Raw genomic sequence first — 21,025 nt, forward strand, 5'->3', positions numbered from 1 at the left:
AAAAGAGCTATAAATAGCTCTCTTTTTTATCTACAAGAATCATTTAAATCAATTTCAAATCATCCTGTAGATGGCAAGCTTGAATGATTTTTAACATTTTCTCAGAAACATTTTTGAAATGTAGACCTTTACTCTCAGGTGTTTGGCGCAACCATTGCACCAAAACAGCCAAAGATAGCGTATTTCCTTGCTCAAGCTGACCTAGATCAACAACTAAAGGAAATGTCTTATGTTGTTGGATATGCTTTAAGCCTGCTTGGTAAATCTCTTCTGCATTTACAAAGTTAATCGTTTTAGAAACGACGAGTTGCTGATCAATATACTGAATCATCCATCGTTACCTTATTTTTTGCTAACAGCAGAGTCTGCATCTGGTTTAAACGTTGCAATCGCTTTGTTGATGTCACCACCATTACGTTGCACTGTCGCCGCAAACTGATTACGGAACTGTAAACCTAAATCAATACCTGACACATTGATATTGCGCACTTTCCACTGATCACCTTTATCCGCCAACTGGAAAGATACAGGAATCTTTTCACCATTATGCAAGAAGTCTAAAGTAACCACTGGGTTCTTGCTATTTGATGATCTAAACGGACGCATGGTATAGCTTTCATTAGTATATTTAGCGAAAGCACTACCATAGTTCTCGATAATCACTTCACGGAAGTTTTTCTCAAACTGAGCACGTTGAGCAGCATTTGTGTACTGATTATTTGCATAAGTACCCAATACGATACGAGTAAATGCTTGTGAATCAACATACGGATCAAGGTTTTGACGAATAATCGTTTTTACTAAAGCAGGATTATTCTGCAATTTAGCATGATCTGCTTTTAGACGCGTAATCAAGCCATCAGCCACACGTTTTACAAAATCAGGTGGGGTCTCTGTTGGTGCAGCAAATGCAGCACTTGCAAGCATGGTTGATAATACACTTGCCGTTAGAGTCTGTTTCAATAATGTATTCACTTCAATCTCCTAACCTGAATTACTCAACAAAAGATGGTTCTGCATCAGCGTTTGCAGCTGGTGATGTTGAACTCTCAGTTGTCGAGCTTGATGTGGCTTTACCAGCACCACCAGTAATAAATTTACTGATCAAATCTTCTAAATCCATTGTACCTTGGGTATTTGAAACAACATCACCACGTTTCAAATAGTTCACACCACCACCGGGTACAACTTTCAAATATTTTTCGCCCAATAAGCCATTGGTTGCTACCATTATATAAGCATCTTCATCCAGACTCGTGATGGAGGTCATGTTACTGATAAGTTGCTGTTCCATTTCTTTTTGTTTCGCAGCATCAGCTTGCTCATAATCAGAACTGTAGCGTAATTCTTCAAGTGCATTGTTCTGCACTTCTTTAAGCTGTTTTGGATCAAAGCTCGTCAGCTTACCATCCAAATCAAATTTTACTGTTGCTAAACGCGTGACGGGATCAAGAGAAATAGATTCTACACGACCAATCGTTACGCCACTCATGGTGACTTTGGCACGAGGTTTTAAACCATTTACGTTATCAAACTGCGCTGTCATGCTATAGCTATCACGTAAATTTGTCCCAACCAAACCGCTAACTTTCATTGCAAGAAAAAATAAAGCGATACCGAAGATAATGACAAAAATACCTACGGCCAGCTCACTAGTACGTGATTTCATTAAATCCCTCCGAACATGACCGCAGTCAACACGAAATCAAAACCTAATACACAAAGTGAAGAATATACGACCGTTCTCGTCATCGAAGTCGCGATACCTTCTGGTGTTGGATCACAAGCATAGCCCTGATATACCGCCACCCATGTACAAATCAGTGCAAACACAATGCTTTTAATAATTGTGCCATTCAAAATGTCATGCCCAAACTGAACTGTACTCTGCATACCGCCCCAGAAAGAACCTTCATCTGCACCTAAAAAGTCAACGCCAACTAACTTGCCACCGATAATACCAATAGTTGCAAAAATCACCGTCAACATTGGCAAACTGACAATACCAGCCCATAAACGTGGAGCAACAATCTGTCGAAGTGGATCAACACCGATCATTTCCATGCTAGCAAGTTGTTCACTTTGCTTCATCGAACCAATTTCAGCAGTCAAAGCTGAACCTGCACGACCCGCAAACAATAATGCAGCAACCACCGAAGCAAGCTCACGGAGCAAGGTTAATGAAATGGCTGTGCCTAACATCGCTTCACTACCAAAAGTGACGAGAATGCTATACATCTGCAAGCCAAGCACTGCACCAATAAATAAACCAGAAACGGCAATGATCAGTAGCGACATCACCCCGACGCGATACATCTGGTAAACAAAGCGCTGAAAACCACCTTGTGATGGCATTGCAAATAAAACTTGTAGGAGCATCAGTGACGCAGCACCAATCCCCTTTATTCGCTCAATAACGAGTCTACCTAGCCAGGCAATCGTATTCATGGACGAACCTCGCTATCTAAATATGCTTGATGCGTAAATTGATATTCCACAGGCCCTTCTGCCGAACCTGTTAAAAACTGACGTACAAATGGTGAAGCATGATTTTTTAATTCTTCTGGAGAACCTTCACCCTGAATTTTGCCTTCTGCAACCACATAAATATAATCAGCAATTGATAAAGTCTCCGCAACGTCATGCGAGACAATAATTGTAGTGAGATCTAAAGCTTCACGTAGAGAACGAATTAAGCGCGTCAAAACACCCATTACGATTGGATCTTGACCTGCAAATGGCTCGTCATACATGATCAACTCAGGATCTAATGCAATCGCTCGCGCTAAGGCAACACGACGATTCATACCACCTGACAATTCAGTTGGCATTAGCTGTTCAGCACCACGCAAACCAACTGACTCAAGCTTTAAGGCAACTAGTTCAGCAATGAGATGCTCTGGTAATTTAGTATGTGCACGAATTGGGAAAGCGACATTTTCATACACAGACATATCTGTAAAAAGTGCACCACTTTGGAATAACATTCCCATACGGGCACGCGCAGCAAATAACTCATGACGAGACATAGCTGCAATGTTTTTACCATCAAGTAAAACTTCACCATGATCAGGTGTGAGTTGTCCGCCGATCAAACGAAGCAATGTCGTTTTACCTGTACCAGATGGACCCATAATTGCAGTAATTTGACCACGTCGAATTTTTAGACTGATATCGTCATAAATGACGCGTTCCCCACGATTAAAGCTCAAGTTTTTAACTTCAATGAGGGCTTCTGAATCGAGAGGAGATTTGTTATTCATAATGGCATTCATTCCTGCACTTTTTATGCACGCATACTATACACTGAAAGATTAAGCGCTTGTTTTTATTTTGATAAACGATGTATGAAGATTATTTAATTTATGTAGTTATTCTTTGAACGAAATTCTGAAGCAGATTGATGTGAATTTGCATTGAATGAATCGGCGTGATTTTCATCAAAAATGGCATATGCAAAAAATAGACCATTACATAGCATAAGTACAACAAATAAGCATGGTAAACCTTCACTGCACATGAACGACCACGCTTGATTCAAGAAACTTTTATTTTGCTTAACCCTATTCATTTTTCATGTAAAGTTTGAACCAGTAGACATTTTGGCATTCTACATGACTCATTCAAAATAAAAAAGCCAGTTTTTCAACTGGCTTCTTCATTTTATCGGTTTTTATCGATTAAAAATCGTTTTTGCGACGACGGTCGCCACCAAAATGCTCTTCACGTGAACCACGAGCTGGACGATCTTCGCCAAACTTACGCTTAGGACGATCTTCGCCAAAACTACGTTTAGGACGGTCATCACCACCGAAGCTACGCTTACGGTCACCGAAACCACCTTCACGTTGTGGACGATCACCAAAGTCACGCTTAGGGCGATCACCGAAACCACCCTCACGGCGTGGTTTATAATCTACGCGATTGCCACGGTTGTCGTCATTCGCATCAAAACGTGGTTTATCATTGAAACCACCTTCACGACGCGGACGGTCTGAATTAAATTCACGACGTGGACGATCTGAGTTGAACTCGCGGCGTGGACGATCTTCGAAACTACCTTCACGGCGTGGACGGTCAGAATTAAATTCGCGACGTGGACGATCTTCGAAACCACCTTCACGGCGTGGACGGTCAGAATTAAACTCGCGACGTGGACGATCTTCGAAACCACCTTCACGACGCGGACGGTCAGAATTGAATTCGCGACGCGGACGATCTTCACCACCAAACGCAGGACGCTCACCACGAGGTTTGTCATCGAAGCTACGACGTGGACGATCATCACCGCCTTCACGACGCTTGAAGTTGCCTTCACCTTCGAAACGACGACCACCGCCAAAACCACCACGACCACGACCGCCGCCATCACGACCACCGCGACCACGACCGCCGCCATCACGACCTGAACGTGCAGGAGGTGGAGATGGCTCTAAACCTTCAATTTCAGATACATTTAAACGTGCATCTAAATAATCTTCTAAAGCACGGATTTTGCCACGCTCACGGTAAGTTGCTAATGTAATTGCTTGACCTGTACGACCAGCACGACCTGTACGACCAATACGGTGTACATAGTCTTCATTTTTCATCGGCAAACCGAAGTTGATTACGTGCGAAATTGTTGGTACGTCTAAACCACGTGCTGCAACGTCAGTTGCAACTAAGATTTTTGCACGACCTTCACGGATGCTACGTAAACGACGGTTACGAACGGTTTGTGGCATAGCGCCATGTAGTGCAACTACAGAATGACCAGCTTCAGCTAACTCTTCCGCAAGCATGTCTGTATCTTCTTGAGTGCTTGCAAATACAACTGCTTGGTCTAAGTTTTCGTCAGATAACCAGTGAGTTAAAAGCTTTTTCTTGTGCTCAAAGCCATCAGTCCAATGAAGAGTTTGGGTGATGTCAGTATTTGTTGTGTGACCAGTTTCAATCGCAATACGCTCTGGATCATTCATCATACGTTCAGCAAGACGAATAATACGATCAGCAAATGTTGCAGAGAACATCAATGTTTGGTTACGGTTTGCAGCCAAATCACTAATTGCTTCTAAGTCTTCAGAGAAGCCTAGGTCTAACATACGGTCAGCTTCGTCAACAATTAAAGATTCAACTTTATCAAGTTTCAATTGACGACGGTTCACCAAGTCAAGTAAACGACCAGGAGTCGCTACAACGACTTGCGCACCTTTAAGCTGTTGGATTTGTTTACCAAAAGGCATACCACCCATGATTGCAGCAATACGAACACCTTTCATGTGACGTACAAATGCAATAGCGTCTTGGCTTACTTGTTGAGCCAATTCGCGAGTAGGACATAAAACTAAAATGCTTGGTTGAGTCACTGCTTTCATGCGCTCTTTAAATGGCACAAAAGTTTCCTGACCTGCTAAAGCATTTAATGTTGGGAGTAAAAATGCTGCTGTTTTACCAGAACCAGTCTGGCTTGAAACTAATAAATCTTTACCTTCTAATGCAGCTGGAATCGCTTGTTCTTGCACAGGCGTTGGGCTTGTAAAACCTAAACCCTCAAGTGCTTGTTGTAAGGTTTCGTGCAAAGAAAATTCGGCAAAAGTTTTGCTCATAGAGAGTTTCACCCTTGTGGGTGCTCCATTTTAATAAATACAAAAATAGACATCGGCAACAAGCGGCAAAGCGACTCAAGCTGAAAATAGATGAAATTCAGCGGCGATCCGAATAACGACGATGTGGACTAAACGCACGCTTGATTACTGCCTCAACCTGAAGAATCGCTAAGCGATTTGGGCGCAAGATGTGGTCCTCTCTATGGACAGCGTGCGCTAATATGAATAGAACTGAATGTTCAGGTAATGAACTGGAATTTAAGTGCGTGGGCGGATTATAGCAGAATAATTTTAAAAGTCACCTTTTTTAATGGGTTTTCGTAATTTCATAACAATTCTTTTTTAAATATACTTTTCACAACCCTACTTTTTTTCAAAATTTATATTTATATAACAACAACTAAAAAGCATTCTAAGAGTCATCACCTTCAATTATTCTCATTATTCTTGAAACAACAATATTTGGAATGACATCTGTTAAAACCCTTTGACAATTCAATCCAACATACTGTTGAAATCGCATCCTAATTTTCAATTCCTCCTTTTCCTCAGAAGCATCTAGATATACCCTTTTCATTTGTCTTATTAGGATCTCCCTCACACAACCCTCCAACTCTAGTGAAGGTAGTAATAAGAAGGTAAATTTATAATTTTCTATCATATTTTTTATTTTTACATATTCTTTATGAATATCATTCGGATAGGTCATAAATCCTGAAGAACATACAATTATGCCTTGAGTTTCACATTTTGCTTGTAGTTGCAAAAATAATTGAATATTCCGAAACGCATATTGCTGATAACCATATTCTGCAATGTACTGCCCAATATGCCCCTCGACTAACATAAATTGTTCATCTAAATCGTAATACTTACATCCTAATTGTGATACTAACAGTTTTGCCGTGGTCGTTTTTCCAGCCCCGCCAGGACCAATAAAATAAATCAACAATTTATTTCACCTTATTTTTTTCATGTTCTAAAAAAAGCCCTCAAACAATGAGGGCTTTTTTTATTTAAATCTACAAATTATTTTGCAGCTTCGCCCCAAGCAGGAACAACTGCTTGCATCAATGGTTTTAATATTTTCAATGAACAAGCAAGTACTTGACCATTATCAAATGATTCATTGCCACCACGAGCATCAACAACTACACCGCCCGCTTCTTTCACGATCAACTCACCCGCAGCGATATCCCACGGTTTTAAACCAAGCTCAAAGAAACCATCAAAACGACCTGCAGCCACATAAGCTAAATCTAATGCAGCTGAACCACCACGACGAATTTGAGAACCTGCTTTAGTTACCGCCAATAATGAAGCAAAGTGCTGTTCTGCATAAGAAACGATTTCGCCATTACGTTTTGCACGGTAAGGATGACCAACAGAAAGGAAAGTATTTTCTAGATTATCTTTTACATTGACACGAATACGGCGTTGATTCATGACCGCGCCACGACCACGGCTTGCAGAGAACAATTCATCACGAACTGGATCATAGATCACACCGTGTTGCGTTACACCTTTGTGTTGTACAGCGATAGAAATACAGAAATGCGGGAATCCGTTGATAAAGTTTTGAGTACCATCCAAAGGATCGATCACCCAACACCAATCTGCGTCGTGACCTTTACCTTCTTGCATGCCAAACTCTTCACCAAGGAAGCTATGGTTTTTATAACTTTTACGAAGCGTATCAATTGTAAGTTGTTCGATGTAACGGTCTACACGCGTTACTGGACCATCGATGCCTTTTTCTTCAACTTGTAAATCGAGCTTATGACGATTCTGATGTGCCTTTAAAAGCTCTTGACCAACTGTTTGAGCCGCACGCGCAGCCATAACCACCATAGGTTCCATTGAACACCCACTACAAATTTGAAGATTTTGACAAAGAATAATGCATAAAAGCCCTTATATTCTATCAAATATAAGTGCTTTTAGGGGAAAAATGTTGCGAAAAATTATTGCTCACATTTACATGAACTTAAGAGCTAAAACCAAGCTTTCTCGATTGAAGCAAGTATCCCTGAACTGTACAAACCACAGTCTTGCAACATTTGCTGATGCGTTGCTTGATGAAGGAAAGTATCAGGCAAACCTAAGTTCAAAATAGCTTTTACAATTTGTGCTTGCGCCAAGAATTCGTTAACAGCACTTCCGGCACCAGCCATCACAGCATGTTCTTCTACTGTAACGAAAAGTTGTGTGCTATCCGCAAGGTCACGGATGATTTGCTCATCCAATGGCTTCACAAAACGCATATTCACCACACGCACACCTACAGCATGTTTATTTGCAAACTGCTGTGCGGCTTCAACTGATGGGGCTACTCGGCTACCAAAAGCTAGAATAGAAATCTGTTGATCTACTTCTTTATTAAATTCAGCAACAATCTCGGCTTTACCAATTTCCAAAGCAGTCATCTGCTGCTGGATTTCAACACCTGTGCCTGCACCTCGCGGATATCGTACAGCAGTTGGCCCTTCGTGAAGGTAAGCAGTATGTAACATTTGGCGACATTCGTTTTCATCTTTCGGCGCCATGATCACCATGTTTGGTACAGTGCGCATATAAGCATAGTCATATGCACCTGCATGCGTCGGACCATCCTCACCAACTAAACCAGCACGATCAATCCCGAAAGTCACATCTAAATTCTGTAATGCAACATCATGAATTAACTGATCATAACCACGTTGCAAGAAGGTTGAATAAATTGCAACCACAGGTTTTAAACCTTCACATGCCATACCTGCTGCTAAGGTCACTGCATGTTGTTCAGCAATGGCCACATCAAAGAAACGCTCTGGATATTGCTGTGCAAACTTCACCATGCCAGAGCCTTCACACATCGCAGGTGTAATCGCGAGTAATCGCTGATCTTGAGCAGCTTCATCACACAACCATTGCCCAAACACATCTGAATACTTTGGTGGTGCTTTTTTTACAGGTGCATTTGCTACTGGTGCGATCTTGGTAATTGCGTGATAGGTAATTGGATCTGCTTCCGCTGGAGCAAAGCCTTTACCCTTTTTTGTATAAATATGAACTAAACGTGGGCCTTTACGTTTTTTGAGTGCACTAAAAACTTGTGCCAATTGCTCAACGTTGTGACCATCAAATGGCCCAAAATAATCAAAACCAATTGCTTTAAATAAGTTATCTGCAGCATCAGTCGCTGACTGATGTAAACGAGAGTTATAAGTCCACTTTGGATGTGGTTGAACATAGGCTTCACCTTGTTCATCTACATTTACCAATTGACCTGTTTCCCAAATCGCAGCCAAGTGTTTAGCAAAACCACCCGTACTGCAAGAGATCGACATATCATTGTCATTGAGTACAACAATAAGATCAGCATCATGAGCAACTGCATCGTTCATGGCTTCAAAAGCCATACCAGCAGTCATTGCCCCATCACCGACGATCGCAACTACATCACATGGATCTTTTTGATAGCGGCGTGCAAGTGACATACCTAAACCAGCAGAAATTGCAGTCGAGGAATGCCCTACACCAAATGTGTCAAACTCAGACTCATCACGTGCAGGAAATGCTGCAAGACCATCCTTACTGCGAATAGTAGTGATACGTTCACGACGTCCAGTCAGGACTTTATGTGGATAAGCCTGATGACCCACATCCCAAACCAAACGATCTTGCGGCGTATTAAAACAATAATGCAGTGCAACCGTTAATTCGATTACACCTAAATTTGCGCCAAAGTGACCACCACTTTGTCCTGCTGCATACAAAATATATTGACGCAACTCATCCGCCACTTGTGCGAGTTGGCTTTGCTCGAGCTGACGTAATTGTTGTGGATGATCAATTCCATCTAACAATGGCGTAACAGGGCGTTGAGTTGGAATTTCGGTATACAACATAATGTGGCAAAGCCTTTTTAAGCCTGGCAAATCCGAAGCTGGGTTAAATGGGGGCAATCATACAATTAAATACGATCTACCTTCAATCAGCCACATGAGCGAATGATGTAGTGCTGAACATTCTCATGCCAATATCTAAGATTGGCTCGCAGATTATCCTGAATTATGTCACTGTTTATCAACCATTATTGTGTGCTTTGTATGAAAAAGAAAAACTTATGTGAAAAATCAGAAATTCCAATTCACGCAATCTTCACACATTAGGCTATACTTTCACTGTTTTTATTATCATAGCGAGCTCTCTGTGCCAATTGAATTTATTGCAACATCAAAGCTACCAACCGCTTTTGGTGACTTCAATATTTCCGTGTTTCAAGACCCAGAAACGGGCGAAGAACATGTGGCGCTTTCTAAAGGTTTAGAAGCTGCTCCCAACAAACCAGTACTCGTACGCATTCACTCAGAATGCTTGACTGGCGATGCTTTCGGCTCACTTAAATGTGATTGTGGCCCACAGTTACAAGCGACTCAACGTTTGATTAACGAAGCAGGTCAAGGTGTCATTTTATATCTCCGCCAAGAAGGTCGTGGGATTGGTTTAACCAACAAAATCCGTGCCTATGCATTGCAAGATCAAGGTCATGACACCGTTGATGCAAACTTATTATTAAACCTTCCAGCTGATGCACGTCGCTATGACATGTGCAGCATTATGCTGAATCATCTTCAGATCAAAGAAGTGAAATTATTAACGAATAATCCATTAAAATTAAAAGCTTTGACTGATTTGGGCATCAATGTCGTTGAACGTGTTCCTTTAACTGTAGGTCGCAACCCATTTAATGAGCATTATTTAAAAACGAAACGTGAGCGTATGGATCATCTGTATAAAAAAGATGACTTCTGAGTTTAGAGTCATATTGCTCATTCAATAAGAGTATTCATAAAATTGAAATTATTAAGCATTTTCTTAGTAACAGGCCTCCTGTTACTAAGTGGTTATACTAAAGCGAATGAGCATAACGATAACTCATCAAATAGAGTGATCGAGCAACTACATCAATTTCAAAAACAAGATCATTTTGCTGGTGATGGTTATCTATATACAGGCATAGAGGATAAGAAACTAAAAGAATTATTAAATCAAAAAGTTGCCGAAACTGCTGAAACTTATATTGAACTCTATCAAAATGCTAAACAACCTAGCAAAGAACAACGACTTAAGATTCTCTCTAATGGTATCCATCAAATTAATCCTGATACTTTAGACACAGAAGATAGAGAACAAGTTGCTACGACTTTTGAACATTTTTTGGATATAACAGGTTTGGCGAGTTCAGAAGGTATTCTAAATACTTGGATGTATGGCGAAGAAATTAATGAACTTATTGAACAGAACCAATTCACACAGTCTCAATAAAAGCATTATTCGCAGATCAAAACTTTGTCCGAAATCACACATCTTAATATAGATTCAAAAATCCCTTACTTTTTTTATGGATTTATGCTTTGATGTAACTCATCCCTAGATCACTTTAAGAGGATCATCATGCAGCACCCAACTTCAGCTGATATTCAACGTGTTCGTGAGTTTTTACTCGATCTACAAGCTCGCATTTGTGCAGGACTAGAGCAACAGGAACGTGCAGGCGGTGGTAACGCAGAATTTATCATTGATGATTGGCAGCGAACTGAAGGCGGCGGTGGCCGCTCTCGTGTTCTGCAAAATGGTGACGTGATTGAAAAAGGTGGGGTGATGTTCTCCCACATTAATATTAGTAACTTACCTGCTTCTGCCACTGAGCGCCATCCACAAATTGCAGGTGCTAAGGCACAAGCATTAGGTGTCTCTTTAGTTATTCACCCTAAAAATCCAAATATTCCAACCTCACACGCAAATGTACGCTTATTTATCGCTGAACCCGAAGGACAAGATCCAGTGTGGTGGTTTGGTGGGGGTTTTGATCTAACCCCGTTCTATCCAGATGATCAAGACGTTTTAAACTGGCATCAAACGGCTTATGACCTGTGTCAACCTTTTGGTGAAAATGTTTACGCTGAACATAAGCAATGGTGTGATGATTATTTCTATTTAAAACATCGTGATGAACAGCGTGGCGTAGGCGGTTTATTTTTTGATGATTTAAATCAATGGGATTTCGAAACTTGCTTTAAATATATCCAAGCCGTCGGTAATGGCTATTTAGAAGCAATTTTACCTATTTTCGAGAAATATCGTGAACAGCCCTACACCGAAGCACAACGTGAGTTCCAGCTGTATCGTCGTGGTCGTTATGTTGAATATAACTTAGTTTATGACCGTGGCACTTTGTTTGGTTTACAAACGGGCGGCCGCATTGAATCAATTCTCGTAAGTTTACCAAATTTAGCGGGTTGGTCATATCGTCCTGAATGGGAGGCTGACTCACCTGAAAAAAGACTTACTGATTATTATTTAAAACCACGAGACTGGCTGGGTTTAAATAAATAAAAGAAATGATTCATCCCTGACATATAGTTCAGGGATGAAATCTTTTTGGGAATCTTAAAATAAAAATATTGCAACATGCGATCGCATCCGCCCATTGATATTCGCTTCACTTGCCGCATACCGAATTAAAAATATAGCCATAAAACAGTAATCACAATCCATATCACCCAAGAAATGATATGAACATACTCTGAGAAATAAATCAGACCATCACTCGACTAGAGTTGTAAATCAATATTGCGACCTTCTCTGCAACTTTATAAACTTTAACGACCTCATAAGAATGATTCCCTCATGACCAAACAATTTGCTGTAATTGGAAATCCGATTGAACAATCCCGCTCACCAGAGTTACACCATGCATTCGCAGCAAAAACTGGGATCGACTTAAACTATAAAAAAATCCTTGCGCCACTCGATGGTTTTGAAAGCACGGCAAAAGATTTCTTTGCTCAAAACGGCGTAGGTATGAATGTTACTGTGCCATTTAAAGAACAAGCCTTTGCTTTATGTGACCAACTTACTGAACGTGCCAAGATTGCCAAAGCAGTCAATACCTTATGGATGCAAGATGGCAAACTCTATGGTGACAATACAGATGGGCAAGGTCTTGTCGCGGCGATTCAAGCGTTAGGTTGGGAACTTGGAAATAGCCGTATTCTCATTTTAGGCGCTGGTGGTGCAACACGAGGTGTCATCTACCCTCTAGTTCAAGCAGGCGCTAAAAAGATTGTGATCGCCAACCGTACACTTGCTCGTGCTGAACAACTCGTTGAAGACTTAAAAGAGTCTGTAGCACACATTGAACTCACTGCAACAAGTTTAGATCAATTAAGTGGTGAGTATGATTTTGTGATTAATGCAACTTCGGCGAGCTTAACTGGTGATGCATTGCAACTACCAGAAACCTTAGTTTTCCATCATGCTTATGAAATGGCATATGGCAAACCATCAAGTTTCTTAGATCAAGCACAAACTCGTCAAATTCCTTCTACAGATGGTTTTGGTATGCTTGTTGGTCAGGCAATAGAAGCCTTTTCAATTTGGAATGGCGTTAAGCCTGAACTCAAAGATTTTCTATAAATCATAAAAAGAAGAACCTGCTAATTGCAGGCTCTTCTTTTACTAGTTACTTAGCATTCACCAACTTCATATAAACATCTTTAAAGATTTCATAATCAATAAATTCATTATGTTCGATCTTCAATGATTTGATAGATTTTTCAGACAATTGATTCTTACGCGCATCCACATACACTTGCCCTAAAACATTTGCTGTTTGCGCAAGTAATGCTTTCTCATCATTTGAAATACCATTTTCACGTTCAAATTGGGTTTGATATTGCTGAGCAAATAATTGCTGAGGTTGTTTGTATTGAGCTTTTAATTTTTTCCATTCTTGACGATCTTTATCTCCACGAATTGCATCACTCACAATACGATCAACAGCACGTCCAAGACGATCATCAAACTGATCTTCATTTTGTAAATGATGTTTGCTTTGCAATGCTTCGATAGCTTTCAAAGCCTTCCCTTCAGGGTTATACACATCTTCGTCTGAATACCAGTATGCATATACACTCGCAATTTCTTGCAATTCTTTGCTTGAGTAGCGCTCAACGATTTGCGGTGTGCTTTCTGTCAGTTTTGCAATAAATACAGCTTTATAGGTTTGCTCATAAGAATGAGTTGCATCATATTTTTGAGCTGCAATCGTCTCAAGCTGATCATCTAAAGACAAAGTATAAGGCTCGGCAGAATGCTCTTGAATTCCAGTTTGACCTAACTTCTCTGAGAAACTATTCACTGCTTTTTCAAGCATTGAACCTTTGCTTGTTTCAGCCCAAGTTTTGGCACGTTTTAACTGTGCCTGATCGATTGGTGTTGCTTTGCCGTAATTACTAACATACATATCTGCTTTGATATTAAAACTAGATTTCAACTCAGGCAGTGCATAATTCAAATCATAGTCTAATTTTACCGCACGACCTTGTGCATCCAAACCAACATCCATCACAAATGGGTTGCGTTTATCGATTGGAGGCAATGCTTTTTGAATCTCAGCTTGATGTTTAATCCAGAGTGCTTTAAACGCATGGTCATCAATAAATTGATTTTGATCGTAAACAGCAAATATTTTTTCTACGCTTTGTAATTTAGCGATTGTGGTAATAAAGCTAGCTGTTTTATCAGCACTATTAAATACATCAATGCCATAGATACTTTCACAATATTGAACATCGCCATATGTCATTTGCGTAGCGTTATACAGTTCTCTACATTGCGCTGCACTCAGACCTTCTTGCTCTGCATCATCTGCCGCACTCGCGACAACTGCTTCATCTTCAGTTGCATACTCATCTGCATCTGTAGCTTCTTGCGTAGCATCAGCAATATCTTCATCACTTTCCTCAGCATAATCCTCTTCATCATCTACGCCAAAGTGCTGATTCACTAAATGATAGAGTTGTTGGCTCACGACACTTGCATCGTCTGCAGCATCTTTATGCTCAAGCTTATGATTAGATTTTGACTGTTCTGAAGCTTTCACTTCATCAGTAACAAGTTTTTCTAAACTCTTTTCATTAAAATTCAAAACACTTTGCATTAAGTATTTTTCATTTACTTTGCTATATAAATTTGCTTGTATAACTAGCTCTTCAATCGAAGTTTTTAAGCGAATTTTTTCAACCACTCCAGCCGCTTTATCAGCAGAAGAAACGGATAATGCCTGAATATTATTTTGATCTGCTAAGCGATAGTAAACCGCACTTGAAGCTTTGACATATTCTGCAAATTTTTTGAAATCAACTTGATTGAATAATCCCTGATATTTAGAAAAATCGAGATACGCTAGATTATTTTGATTTTCTTTATTGACTAAATATGGCATCAAAGCAAAATAATTGATGTAAAACTTATAATCTTTTAAATCCAACACCATCGGTACTTTTGCTTGCACCAATAAAGTTGGCTTTTCATAACGAGCCGTTAAGTTAAATGATCCCATTTTTTGGCGATAATGCACTGAGCCATCATACTCAAATTGCATATCATTCAAAATATTGGTCATTGCACTGGTAAACTTTTCGGCCTTGGTACTATAGGTTTTTGGTTGTTGTGCCAATGCAACATACAGCGCTTGTTTCTGTTTAGCATTTAAGTTGACTTTTTGATCTCGTAAATATTGATCAACTTTTTGCTTTAAAGCAGCATCTAACTGCGCTTTGCCGTCTTTTGAATTTGTGTTGTTTTGATCAAGGTTGACATGAATGTTAAATTTTCCGCGATAGTCATAACTCGGATATTCATACATCGCATTGATACTATTGATGGCCTTTTGCTCTAAATTCACAGAGCTAGAATTGGTTTTAATGACATGCTGAGAGCACGCAGAAAGACTAAGACCCAACAAACATAAAGTTAAATATTTTAAACGCATAGCTTTATCGAACACCTTTATATCATTATACTTTCAACGACTAGATTTATCATGATCATCTTCAAAACGAATGAAGAGCACTTAGTAAAGAATGACTTTTCTACGAATCAAATTCTTACAAAATTAGCTTTTCTGACACTGTTTTTAACCGTGTTTATCAATGCATTTTTATCACTATTGTGAATAATCAAAGTATCGAAACAGATAATCCAAAATGATTCAAATACAGGATTAAGATTATGCCAGCTTATAAAGCCCCTCTCCGTGATGTTCGCTTCTTAATGAATGAAGTGTTTGATTATCCTGCACACTACCAAACTTTGGCAAGTGGACAAAATGCTGATAAAGATACGGTTGATATGATTCTTGAAGGTGCGGCAGATTACTGCGAAAACGTACTTTCTCCACTCAATCAATCAGGTGATGAAGAAGGCTGTACGTTTAACAACGGCGAAGTAACAACACCTAAAGGCTTCAAAGAAGCGTATGACCAATTCGTAATGGGTGGTTGGCAAGGTCTTTCTTACCCAGAAGAATTTGGTGGTCAAGGCTTACCAATGTCTTTAAACCTAATCAAATCAGAAATGATGGGTACTGCAAACTGGTCATTCACCATGTACCCAGGTTTAAGTACAGGTTGTATGAACACAATCATGCAATTCGGTACGGATGAGCAAAAAAACACTTATATGCCTAAACTCGTTGAAGGGACTTGGTCAGGCACAATGTGCTTAACTGAACCTCAATGTGGTACTGACTTAGGTCAAGTAAAAACTAAAGCAGAACCTGCTGCTGATGGTACTTATAAAATCTCTGGTACTAAAATCTTCATCTCTGCGGGTGAACACGATTTAACAGAGAACATTATCCATATCGTACTTGCTCGTCTTCCAGATGCACCTGCTGGTACTCGTGGTATTTCGCTATTCATCGTACCTAAGTTCATTCCAACTGCTGATGGCGGTGTAGGTGAGCGTAATACCGTATCTTGTGGTTCAATCGAACACAAAATGGGTATCCGTGCTTCAGCAACTGCTGTGTTGAACTTTGACAATGCAACTGGTTACTTAATCGGTGAAGTAAACAAAGGCTTACACGCAATGTTCACGTTCATGAACACTGCTCGTATCGGTACTGCTGTTCAAGGTATTGCGCATGCTGAACTTTCTTTCCAAGGTGCATTACCTTATGCGAAAGATCGTATGTCTATGCGTGCCCTTTCTGGTAAGAAAGAGCCTGAGCGTGTAGCTGATGCGATTATTCACCATGCTGATGTTCGTCGTATGTTGTTAACTCAAAAAGCGGTTGCAGAAGGCGGTCGCTCAATGATCTATCATGCGGCAAAACTTGCAGACAAAATGACAGATGCATTAGTAAATGGTGATCAAGCTGCTTATGAAGCTGCTGATGACAAGCTAGGTTTCTATACGCCGATTTTAAAAGGTTTCTTGACTGAATTAGGTTTGGAAGCTGCGAATCATGGTATGCAAGTATACGGCGGTCATGGTTTCATCAAAGAATGGGGTATGGAACAAATCGCACGTGATGCACGTATCTCTACATTGTATGAAGGGACAACGGGTATCCAAGCACTTGACTTATTAGGTCGTAAAGTGCTTTTAAGCTCAAAAGGTAAAGTTGTTCGTGACTATACCGCTGAAATCTTAAAATTCTGTGCTGCCCATGCGCGTAACAAGTATTTACGTCGTTTCGCTTGGGACTTAACTAAGCTTTGCGCTCAATGGAACACATTGACTGTTCGTATCATGCTTGCAGCTCGTAAAGACCGTGACATCGTATCTTCTGCTTCTGCTGATTTCTTGATGTTCTCTGGTTATGTCATGATGGCTTATTTCTGGGCTCAACAAGCAGTGATTGCTTCTGAGAAACTAGAAGCAGGTAACGGCATTGAAACACCAGAATTCTATAAAGCGAAAATCAAAGTTGCTGATTTCTACTTTGACCGTTTATTGCCACGCGCTCAAGGTCATGCAGAATCAATGGTATCGACTTCTCGTACATTGACATCTCTTGCACCAGAACACTTCAGCTTCGATTACTAATCGGAACTATAAAAAAAGAGCGCTCTAGGCGCTCTTTTTTATGCTTAACTTTTAACTATTCAATTTTTTCAAAGACATAAGCTTTCTTTGGAAATGGATATTCTTTAAAAAACTGACGATTACGCCCGTGATCACCATTCCAAATCTTATCTAAATCTAAAACAAGGTTTTGCTCTTTATTGATCTTATAGTAAAGATTGACGTTCGCATTTTCACAACGAATCATGATTTCATTCAATTCTTTGTGCGCATGCCACTGAACCTGTTTACACATTTGTTCAATCTTAGTCATATCACGAGACGGATCTGAGCCTAAGCGACCAAAACTGGTATTGATCCAATACACCGAACCATCATCTAAAAGATTTAAAATGTATTCTGCTTCTTTCTCATTACTCACACATCCAGCAAAAGGATCTGAGCATGGAATACGCGCATGATAACGCCCAGCATAGATCAAATCCTGCTGAGAAGGTTTTTCCATACGTTTAGATACAACATGCGGAATCGTCGCTTGCCCCGCAATTTCTGTAAGTGAAACACCCTCACTCGATACGGTTTGTTCGTCTTCTAACCCCATATCATCGGAAAGTTCTTCATGCTTTTGTTGCGTCTGGGGTTGTTGTTTCATTGGCTCTGGGTGATGGCTATCACAAGCGCTCAACCCCAAACTCAATAAAGCTCCTACACTGAGATACTGTAAGAATAACCTGAACTGCATATTCATAATTCTCTAACATCAATATCGTTATCTTTTTCACGACCTCACCAGCCCGTATAAATATTAAACAGGTCTACTCACGTACATATTGCGTGATAACAAGGTAAGTTGTGCTAACGATAGGATTGAAATAGCAAATTGACAAAGCAGTATGCCTTAAGTCAGTGCATTTTAGGCGAAACTGTCGTTTTTTCCATCAGCAATTTACACACCGTAACTATTCTTTTGTCTGTTGGAACTTTAAAAAAATATTTTTGACCATATTTCTTAATTAACAGCAGTGTTGATACCGATTTTAATTTTTTTACTGCTGTTTCATGAATTTAAGGAGACCTACTCGATGGCCAATTCTGGTTTATATCGCTCAAGCCAACAAAGCATAATCGCTGGTGTAATGGGCGGTATTGCGGAACGTTTTGGTTGGAATGCAAATTTATTACGTTTGATCTTTGTCATTGTTTCAATCATGAGTGCAGCCTTTCCAGGTATTTTGGTATACCTCGTATTATGGTTAGTCATTCCGAAACAACAGGCAAATCGAGTAGAACACGTACATGGCTACAACCAGCCTGTTAAAACAGTTTATGAGGATCAAAACTTAAGACGTTAATCCCCTTTTCCTCTTTGGTCGCTACGGTTGGATTTACCCCTAATACAACCGTAGCTTTTTTTTATTTTGAATTAGCTATTTTGACGATTTATTTGTTGCTGCAAAGCCGCAATCATATCAGCACGACTCACGATTCCGATGAGACGCTCATGCTCAACCACAGGAATATAATTAAAAGATTTTTCTACAAAATAAGGTACGAGATCTTGGATAGGTTGCAATGGATCAACCGTTACGACACGACGACTCATAATTTGTTTTACATAGTGCTGCCATGAATTTCGTGGATCAGTTGCACCTTTGAACCATTCCACAACCTCATACAAAGCCAACGTCCCCACCAATTTCTCTTGCACATTAACCACTGGCAAACTCATTAAGTTAACCGACTTAAATTTATCTAATGCCTGATAAATATCATCCTCTTCATGTAGTCGAATCACATCTCGACTCATGATGTCTTGGCAAACAAAAGTACTCATCGAACGTTCATTGGCATGAACTTGGGCTTGTAAAATGATTTTTTCTAAATCGTACTGACTAATATCCAATAATTCCGTGTGATGATCTAAGGCGTATTCAATATCCTTAGGTTGAATCGAAACCTTCTGTGTCGGCGTTGGATCTTTCGAACGTTCATTTAAATGTGCTGTCAGCGGGTAATGTCGTCCAATCAATCGATTAAAAAATACTGCAAATACCAGCAATAAAATCGAATTTAACAACACAGGATACAGAATGAAGTGAAACCCTAAACGATGTACAGCATCACCGCCGAGTACTGCAGTAATCGCAACAGCCCCGCTCGGTGGATGCAAAGAATCAGTGGTCATCATCATAAAAATAGCAAAGCCAACCGCGAGACTAAACGCAGTGGTTGAATCTGCAAGTAATTGCGTGCAAGTAACACCAATCACACCAGCCAAGATATTGCCAACAATCACATTCCACGGTTGCGCCAAAGGACTATTCGGGACGGCAAATAATAAGACCGATGAAGCTCCCATCGGTGCGATATACCAAGCATTGATCCCACCCAAAACATACCAACTAATTAATGAGGAAATTGCGAGACCACAGAGCGCGCCCACACCTGACAAAACTCTTTCTTTGACAGGGAGAACTTTATAATTTGGTTTTAGAAAATTAAGCCAGTCTGATTGGGTATAGCTCACAATGCACCTTGCTGGAGAGTATTGTTTTGATTGGTGGCGCAAGTATACGCCGAAACAGCCATAAGGTACATTTTAGTTACATCTTAAAGTTAACAGATATTCTGATAATCTACTGTTCAAGTAATTTCTTGTGATTTTATCCGATAGTTGAATTCCAATATTGTCAGAGAACAATACAATTCACGCTTGGTTTTATTTTCACTCCTGTCAAGGAACGATTTTGCATAAAACAGAAATATTGACCTTAATCTTATGTGCATTTGCAGCACTTTTACATGGCTTAAGCGGCTTTGGCTTTCCCATGGTCAGTACGGCTGCCTTATCCATGTTCTATCCCCTGCAAACTGCCGTGGCAATGGTCATTATTCCTTGTATTATTCTGAATCTTAGTCTATTGCAAGCAGGCAAAAATCAAAGTTTTTTCCAAAATATTCTCCATTATTTAAAGCAATACTGGGGGTTAATTGGAAGCAGTCTAATCGGCAGCTTTATTGGCGTGGGATTACTTTTATATGTCAATGAAGGCTATCTCAAACTCATCATGGGATCAGTCATTTTACTGTATGTGCTCGATCAGTTTAGATCACAACCTTTTCAAGTTAGTCGCTCATTGAGAAATATGCTGATTTTTGGTTTTCTCGCAGGTGTAATCGGCGGGGCAACCAATGCCATGGCACCCTTTTTGATGATGTATTTACTCAGCACTCGCCATGACAAAACCGATGTGGTCATGATTAGCAATATGAGTTTCCTTGCCAGCAAATTAATTCAACTTTCGCTGCTGTATCCAACACTTTACACCTTCCAACCCTCACAGATTTATCTGTTGATTGGTGTAACCATTTTATCTTTATTATTTGTTTATCTCGGCGCAAAAATCCGTTCTAATATTTCCCAGCAAAAATTCAATTTGATCATTTTTACCATTTTAATGCTGCTCGGCTGTAATGCATTATGGCAAGGCATGGAGCTTATTTAGAACAGTGTTTATTGTGATCGTTGAACTTGGATTTTACCCAAGATTGACAGATATTTTAGGTTATCT

The 21,025-nt window shown here is 40.0% G+C and carries 19 protein-coding genes; 7 read left to right on the forward strand and 12 right to left on the reverse strand.

Annotation, left to right across the window (positions count from 1 at the left end; genetic code table 11):
• Positions 1 to 43: 43 nt before the first annotated feature.
• The 9 genes from F959_RS03730 to dxs all read right to left on the reverse strand — a co-directional run bounded on the left by F959_RS03730 (position 44) and on the right by dxs (position 9,478).
• A complete protein-coding gene (locus tag F959_RS03730; protein ID WP_004877676.1) occupies positions 44 to 331 on the reverse strand; it encodes an STAS domain-containing protein in 288 nt (95 codons plus the stop codon).
• Positions 332 to 342: 11 nt separating this feature from the next.
• Positions 343 to 975 (reverse strand): MlaC/ttg2D family ABC transporter substrate-binding protein, encoded by a 633-nt coding sequence (locus F959_RS03735; protein ID WP_004877677.1) that lies wholly within the window; start codon positions 973 to 975, stop codon positions 343 to 345.
• 19 nt (positions 976 to 994) lie between these two features.
• Complete coding sequence (mlaD, locus tag F959_RS03740) at positions 995 to 1,669, reverse strand: outer membrane lipid asymmetry maintenance protein MlaD (protein WP_004877679.1); 675 nt, start codon at positions 1,667 to 1,669, stop codon at positions 995 to 997.
• The gene (gene mlaE / locus F959_RS03745; protein ID WP_004877682.1) at positions 1,669 to 2,448 is read right to left on the reverse strand and encodes a lipid asymmetry maintenance ABC transporter permease subunit MlaE; all 780 of its coding nucleotides are present in this window, start codon (positions 2,446 to 2,448) and stop codon (positions 1,669 to 1,671) included. Before mlaE ends, mlaD begins: the two co-directional genes overlap by 1 nt.
• The gene (locus tag F959_RS03750) at positions 2,445 to 3,263 is read right to left on the reverse strand and encodes an ABC transporter ATP-binding protein (protein ID WP_004877683.1); all 819 of its coding nucleotides are present in this window, start codon (positions 3,261 to 3,263) and stop codon (positions 2,445 to 2,447) included. Before F959_RS03750 ends, mlaE begins: the two co-directional genes overlap by 4 nt.
• Positions 3,264 to 3,680: 417 nt before the next feature.
• Entirely contained in the window at positions 3,681 to 5,588 is a 1,908-nt protein-coding gene (locus tag F959_RS03755) for a DEAD/DEAH box helicase (RefSeq protein ID WP_004877685.1), read from the reverse strand.
• A gap of 412 nt (positions 5,589 to 6,000) precedes the next feature.
• Positions 6,001 to 6,540, reverse strand: coding sequence for a shikimate kinase (locus F959_RS03760; RefSeq protein WP_004877687.1), 540 nt, complete (start codon positions 6,538 to 6,540; stop codon positions 6,001 to 6,003).
• A 77-nt stretch (positions 6,541 to 6,617) separates the two neighbouring features.
• Positions 6,618 to 7,448 carry an inositol monophosphatase family protein gene (locus tag F959_RS03765; protein WP_004877689.1) on the reverse strand — a complete coding sequence of 277 codons (831 nt, stop codon included), beginning with the start codon at positions 7,446 to 7,448 and terminating at the stop codon, positions 6,618 to 6,620.
• 134 nt (positions 7,449 to 7,582) lie between these two features.
• On the reverse strand, positions 7,583 to 9,478 hold the full coding sequence (gene dxs, locus F959_RS03770) for a 1-deoxy-D-xylulose-5-phosphate synthase (protein WP_004877691.1): 1,896 nt from the start codon (positions 9,476 to 9,478) through the stop codon (positions 7,583 to 7,585).
• Between the two features lie 304 nt (positions 9,479 to 9,782).
• Here dxs and ribA point away from each other — a divergent pair, with 304 nt between their 5' ends.
• The 4 genes from ribA to aroE all read left to right on the forward strand — a co-directional run bounded on the left by ribA (position 9,783) and on the right by aroE (position 13,052).
• Complete coding sequence (ribA, locus tag F959_RS03775) at positions 9,783 to 10,385, forward strand: GTP cyclohydrolase II (protein WP_004877693.1); 603 nt, start codon at positions 9,783 to 9,785, stop codon at positions 10,383 to 10,385.
• Positions 10,386 to 10,427: 42 nt separating this feature from the next.
• Entirely contained in the window at positions 10,428 to 10,898 is a 471-nt protein-coding gene (locus tag F959_RS03780; RefSeq protein ID WP_004877694.1) for a DUF4844 domain-containing protein, read from the forward strand.
• 129 nt (positions 10,899 to 11,027) lie between these two features.
• Positions 11,028 to 11,969: an oxygen-dependent coproporphyrinogen oxidase gene (gene hemF / locus F959_RS03785; protein ID WP_004877696.1), complete on the forward strand. Its 942-nt coding sequence runs from the start codon at positions 11,028 to 11,030 to the stop codon at positions 11,967 to 11,969.
• A gap of 294 nt (positions 11,970 to 12,263) precedes the next feature.
• Positions 12,264 to 13,052, forward strand: a complete 789-nt coding sequence (gene aroE / locus F959_RS03790) for a shikimate dehydrogenase (protein ID WP_004877698.1) — start codon at positions 12,264 to 12,266, stop codon at positions 13,050 to 13,052.
• Between the two features lie 46 nt (positions 13,053 to 13,098).
• Here the strand turns inward: aroE and F959_RS03795 are convergent, their stop codons facing one another.
• Positions 13,099 to 15,411, reverse strand: coding sequence for a hypothetical protein (locus tag F959_RS03795; RefSeq protein ID WP_004877700.1), 2,313 nt, complete (start codon positions 15,409 to 15,411; stop codon positions 13,099 to 13,101).
• A gap of 239 nt (positions 15,412 to 15,650) precedes the next feature.
• On the opposite strand from F959_RS03795, the gene F959_RS03800 reads away from it, so the two are divergent.
• Positions 15,651 to 17,474 carry an acyl-CoA dehydrogenase C-terminal domain-containing protein gene (locus F959_RS03800; protein ID WP_004877701.1) on the forward strand — a complete coding sequence of 608 codons (1,824 nt, stop codon included), beginning with the start codon at positions 15,651 to 15,653 and terminating at the stop codon, positions 17,472 to 17,474.
• A gap of 55 nt (positions 17,475 to 17,529) precedes the next feature.
• Here the strand turns inward: F959_RS03800 and F959_RS03805 are convergent, their stop codons facing one another.
• Positions 17,530 to 18,195, reverse strand: coding sequence for a hypothetical protein (locus F959_RS03805; protein ID WP_004877703.1), 666 nt, complete (start codon positions 18,193 to 18,195; stop codon positions 17,530 to 17,532).
• A gap of 340 nt (positions 18,196 to 18,535) precedes the next feature.
• On the opposite strand from F959_RS03805, the gene F959_RS03810 reads away from it, so the two are divergent.
• Entirely contained in the window at positions 18,536 to 18,805 is a 270-nt protein-coding gene (locus F959_RS03810) for a PspC domain-containing protein (protein ID WP_004877710.1), read from the forward strand.
• A 71-nt stretch (positions 18,806 to 18,876) separates the two neighbouring features.
• On the opposite strand, the gene F959_RS03815 is transcribed toward F959_RS03810, so the two are convergent.
• On the reverse strand, positions 18,877 to 19,980 hold the full coding sequence (locus tag F959_RS03815; RefSeq protein ID WP_004877711.1) for an HPP family protein: 1,104 nt from the start codon (positions 19,978 to 19,980) through the stop codon (positions 18,877 to 18,879).
• 220 nt (positions 19,981 to 20,200) lie between these two features.
• Between F959_RS03815 and F959_RS03820 the strand changes: the two genes are divergently transcribed.
• A complete protein-coding gene (locus F959_RS03820; RefSeq protein WP_004877712.1) occupies positions 20,201 to 20,959 on the forward strand; it encodes a sulfite exporter TauE/SafE family protein in 759 nt (252 codons plus the stop codon).
• Positions 20,960 to 21,025 lie beyond the last annotated feature (66 nt).

Origin of the sequence: Acinetobacter venetianus RAG-1 = CIP 110063 (assembly GCF_000368585.1) — a bacterium.
GTDB lineage: Bacteria > Pseudomonadota > Gammaproteobacteria > Pseudomonadales > Moraxellaceae > Acinetobacter > Acinetobacter venetianus.

What these genes read in the sequence shown, in the direction of transcription:
- F959_RS03730 (WP_004877676.1), bottom strand. Translation starts at nt 331, where the DNA reads ATGATTCAGTATATTGATCAGCAACTCGTCGTTTCTAAAACGATTAAC.
- mlaD (WP_004877679.1), bottom strand. Translation starts at nt 1,669, where the DNA reads ATGAAATCACGTACTAGTGAGCTGGCCGTAGGTATTTTTGTCATTATC.
- mlaE (WP_004877682.1), bottom strand. Translation starts at nt 2,448, where the DNA reads ATGAATACGATTGCCTGGCTAGGTAGACTCGTTATTGAGCGAATAAAG.
- F959_RS03750 (WP_004877683.1), bottom strand. Translation starts at nt 3,263, where the DNA reads ATGAATAACAAATCTCCTCTCGATTCAGAAGCCCTCATTGAAGTTAAA.
- F959_RS03755 (WP_004877685.1), bottom strand. Translation starts at nt 5,588, where the DNA reads ATGAGCAAAACTTTTGCCGAATTTTCTTTGCACGAAACCTTACAACAA.
- F959_RS03765 (WP_004877689.1), bottom strand. Translation starts at nt 7,448, where the DNA reads ATGGAACCTATGGTGGTTATGGCTGCGCGTGCGGCTCAAACAGTTGGT.
- dxs (WP_004877691.1), bottom strand. Translation starts at nt 9,478, where the DNA reads ATGTTGTATACCGAAATTCCAACTCAACGCCCTGTTACGCCATTGTTA.
- hemF (WP_004877696.1), top strand. Translation starts at nt 11,028, where the DNA reads ATGCAGCACCCAACTTCAGCTGATATTCAACGTGTTCGTGAGTTTTTA.
- aroE (WP_004877698.1), top strand. Translation starts at nt 12,264, where the DNA reads ATGACCAAACAATTTGCTGTAATTGGAAATCCGATTGAACAATCCCGC.
- F959_RS03795 (WP_004877700.1), bottom strand. Translation starts at nt 15,411, where the DNA reads ATGCGTTTAAAATATTTAACTTTATGTTTGTTGGGTCTTAGTCTTTCT.
- F959_RS03800 (WP_004877701.1), top strand. Translation starts at nt 15,651, where the DNA reads ATGCCAGCTTATAAAGCCCCTCTCCGTGATGTTCGCTTCTTAATGAAT.
- F959_RS03805 (WP_004877703.1), bottom strand. Translation starts at nt 18,195, where the DNA reads ATGCAGTTCAGGTTATTCTTACAGTATCTCAGTGTAGGAGCTTTATTG.
- F959_RS03810 (WP_004877710.1), top strand. Translation starts at nt 18,536, where the DNA reads ATGGCCAATTCTGGTTTATATCGCTCAAGCCAACAAAGCATAATCGCT.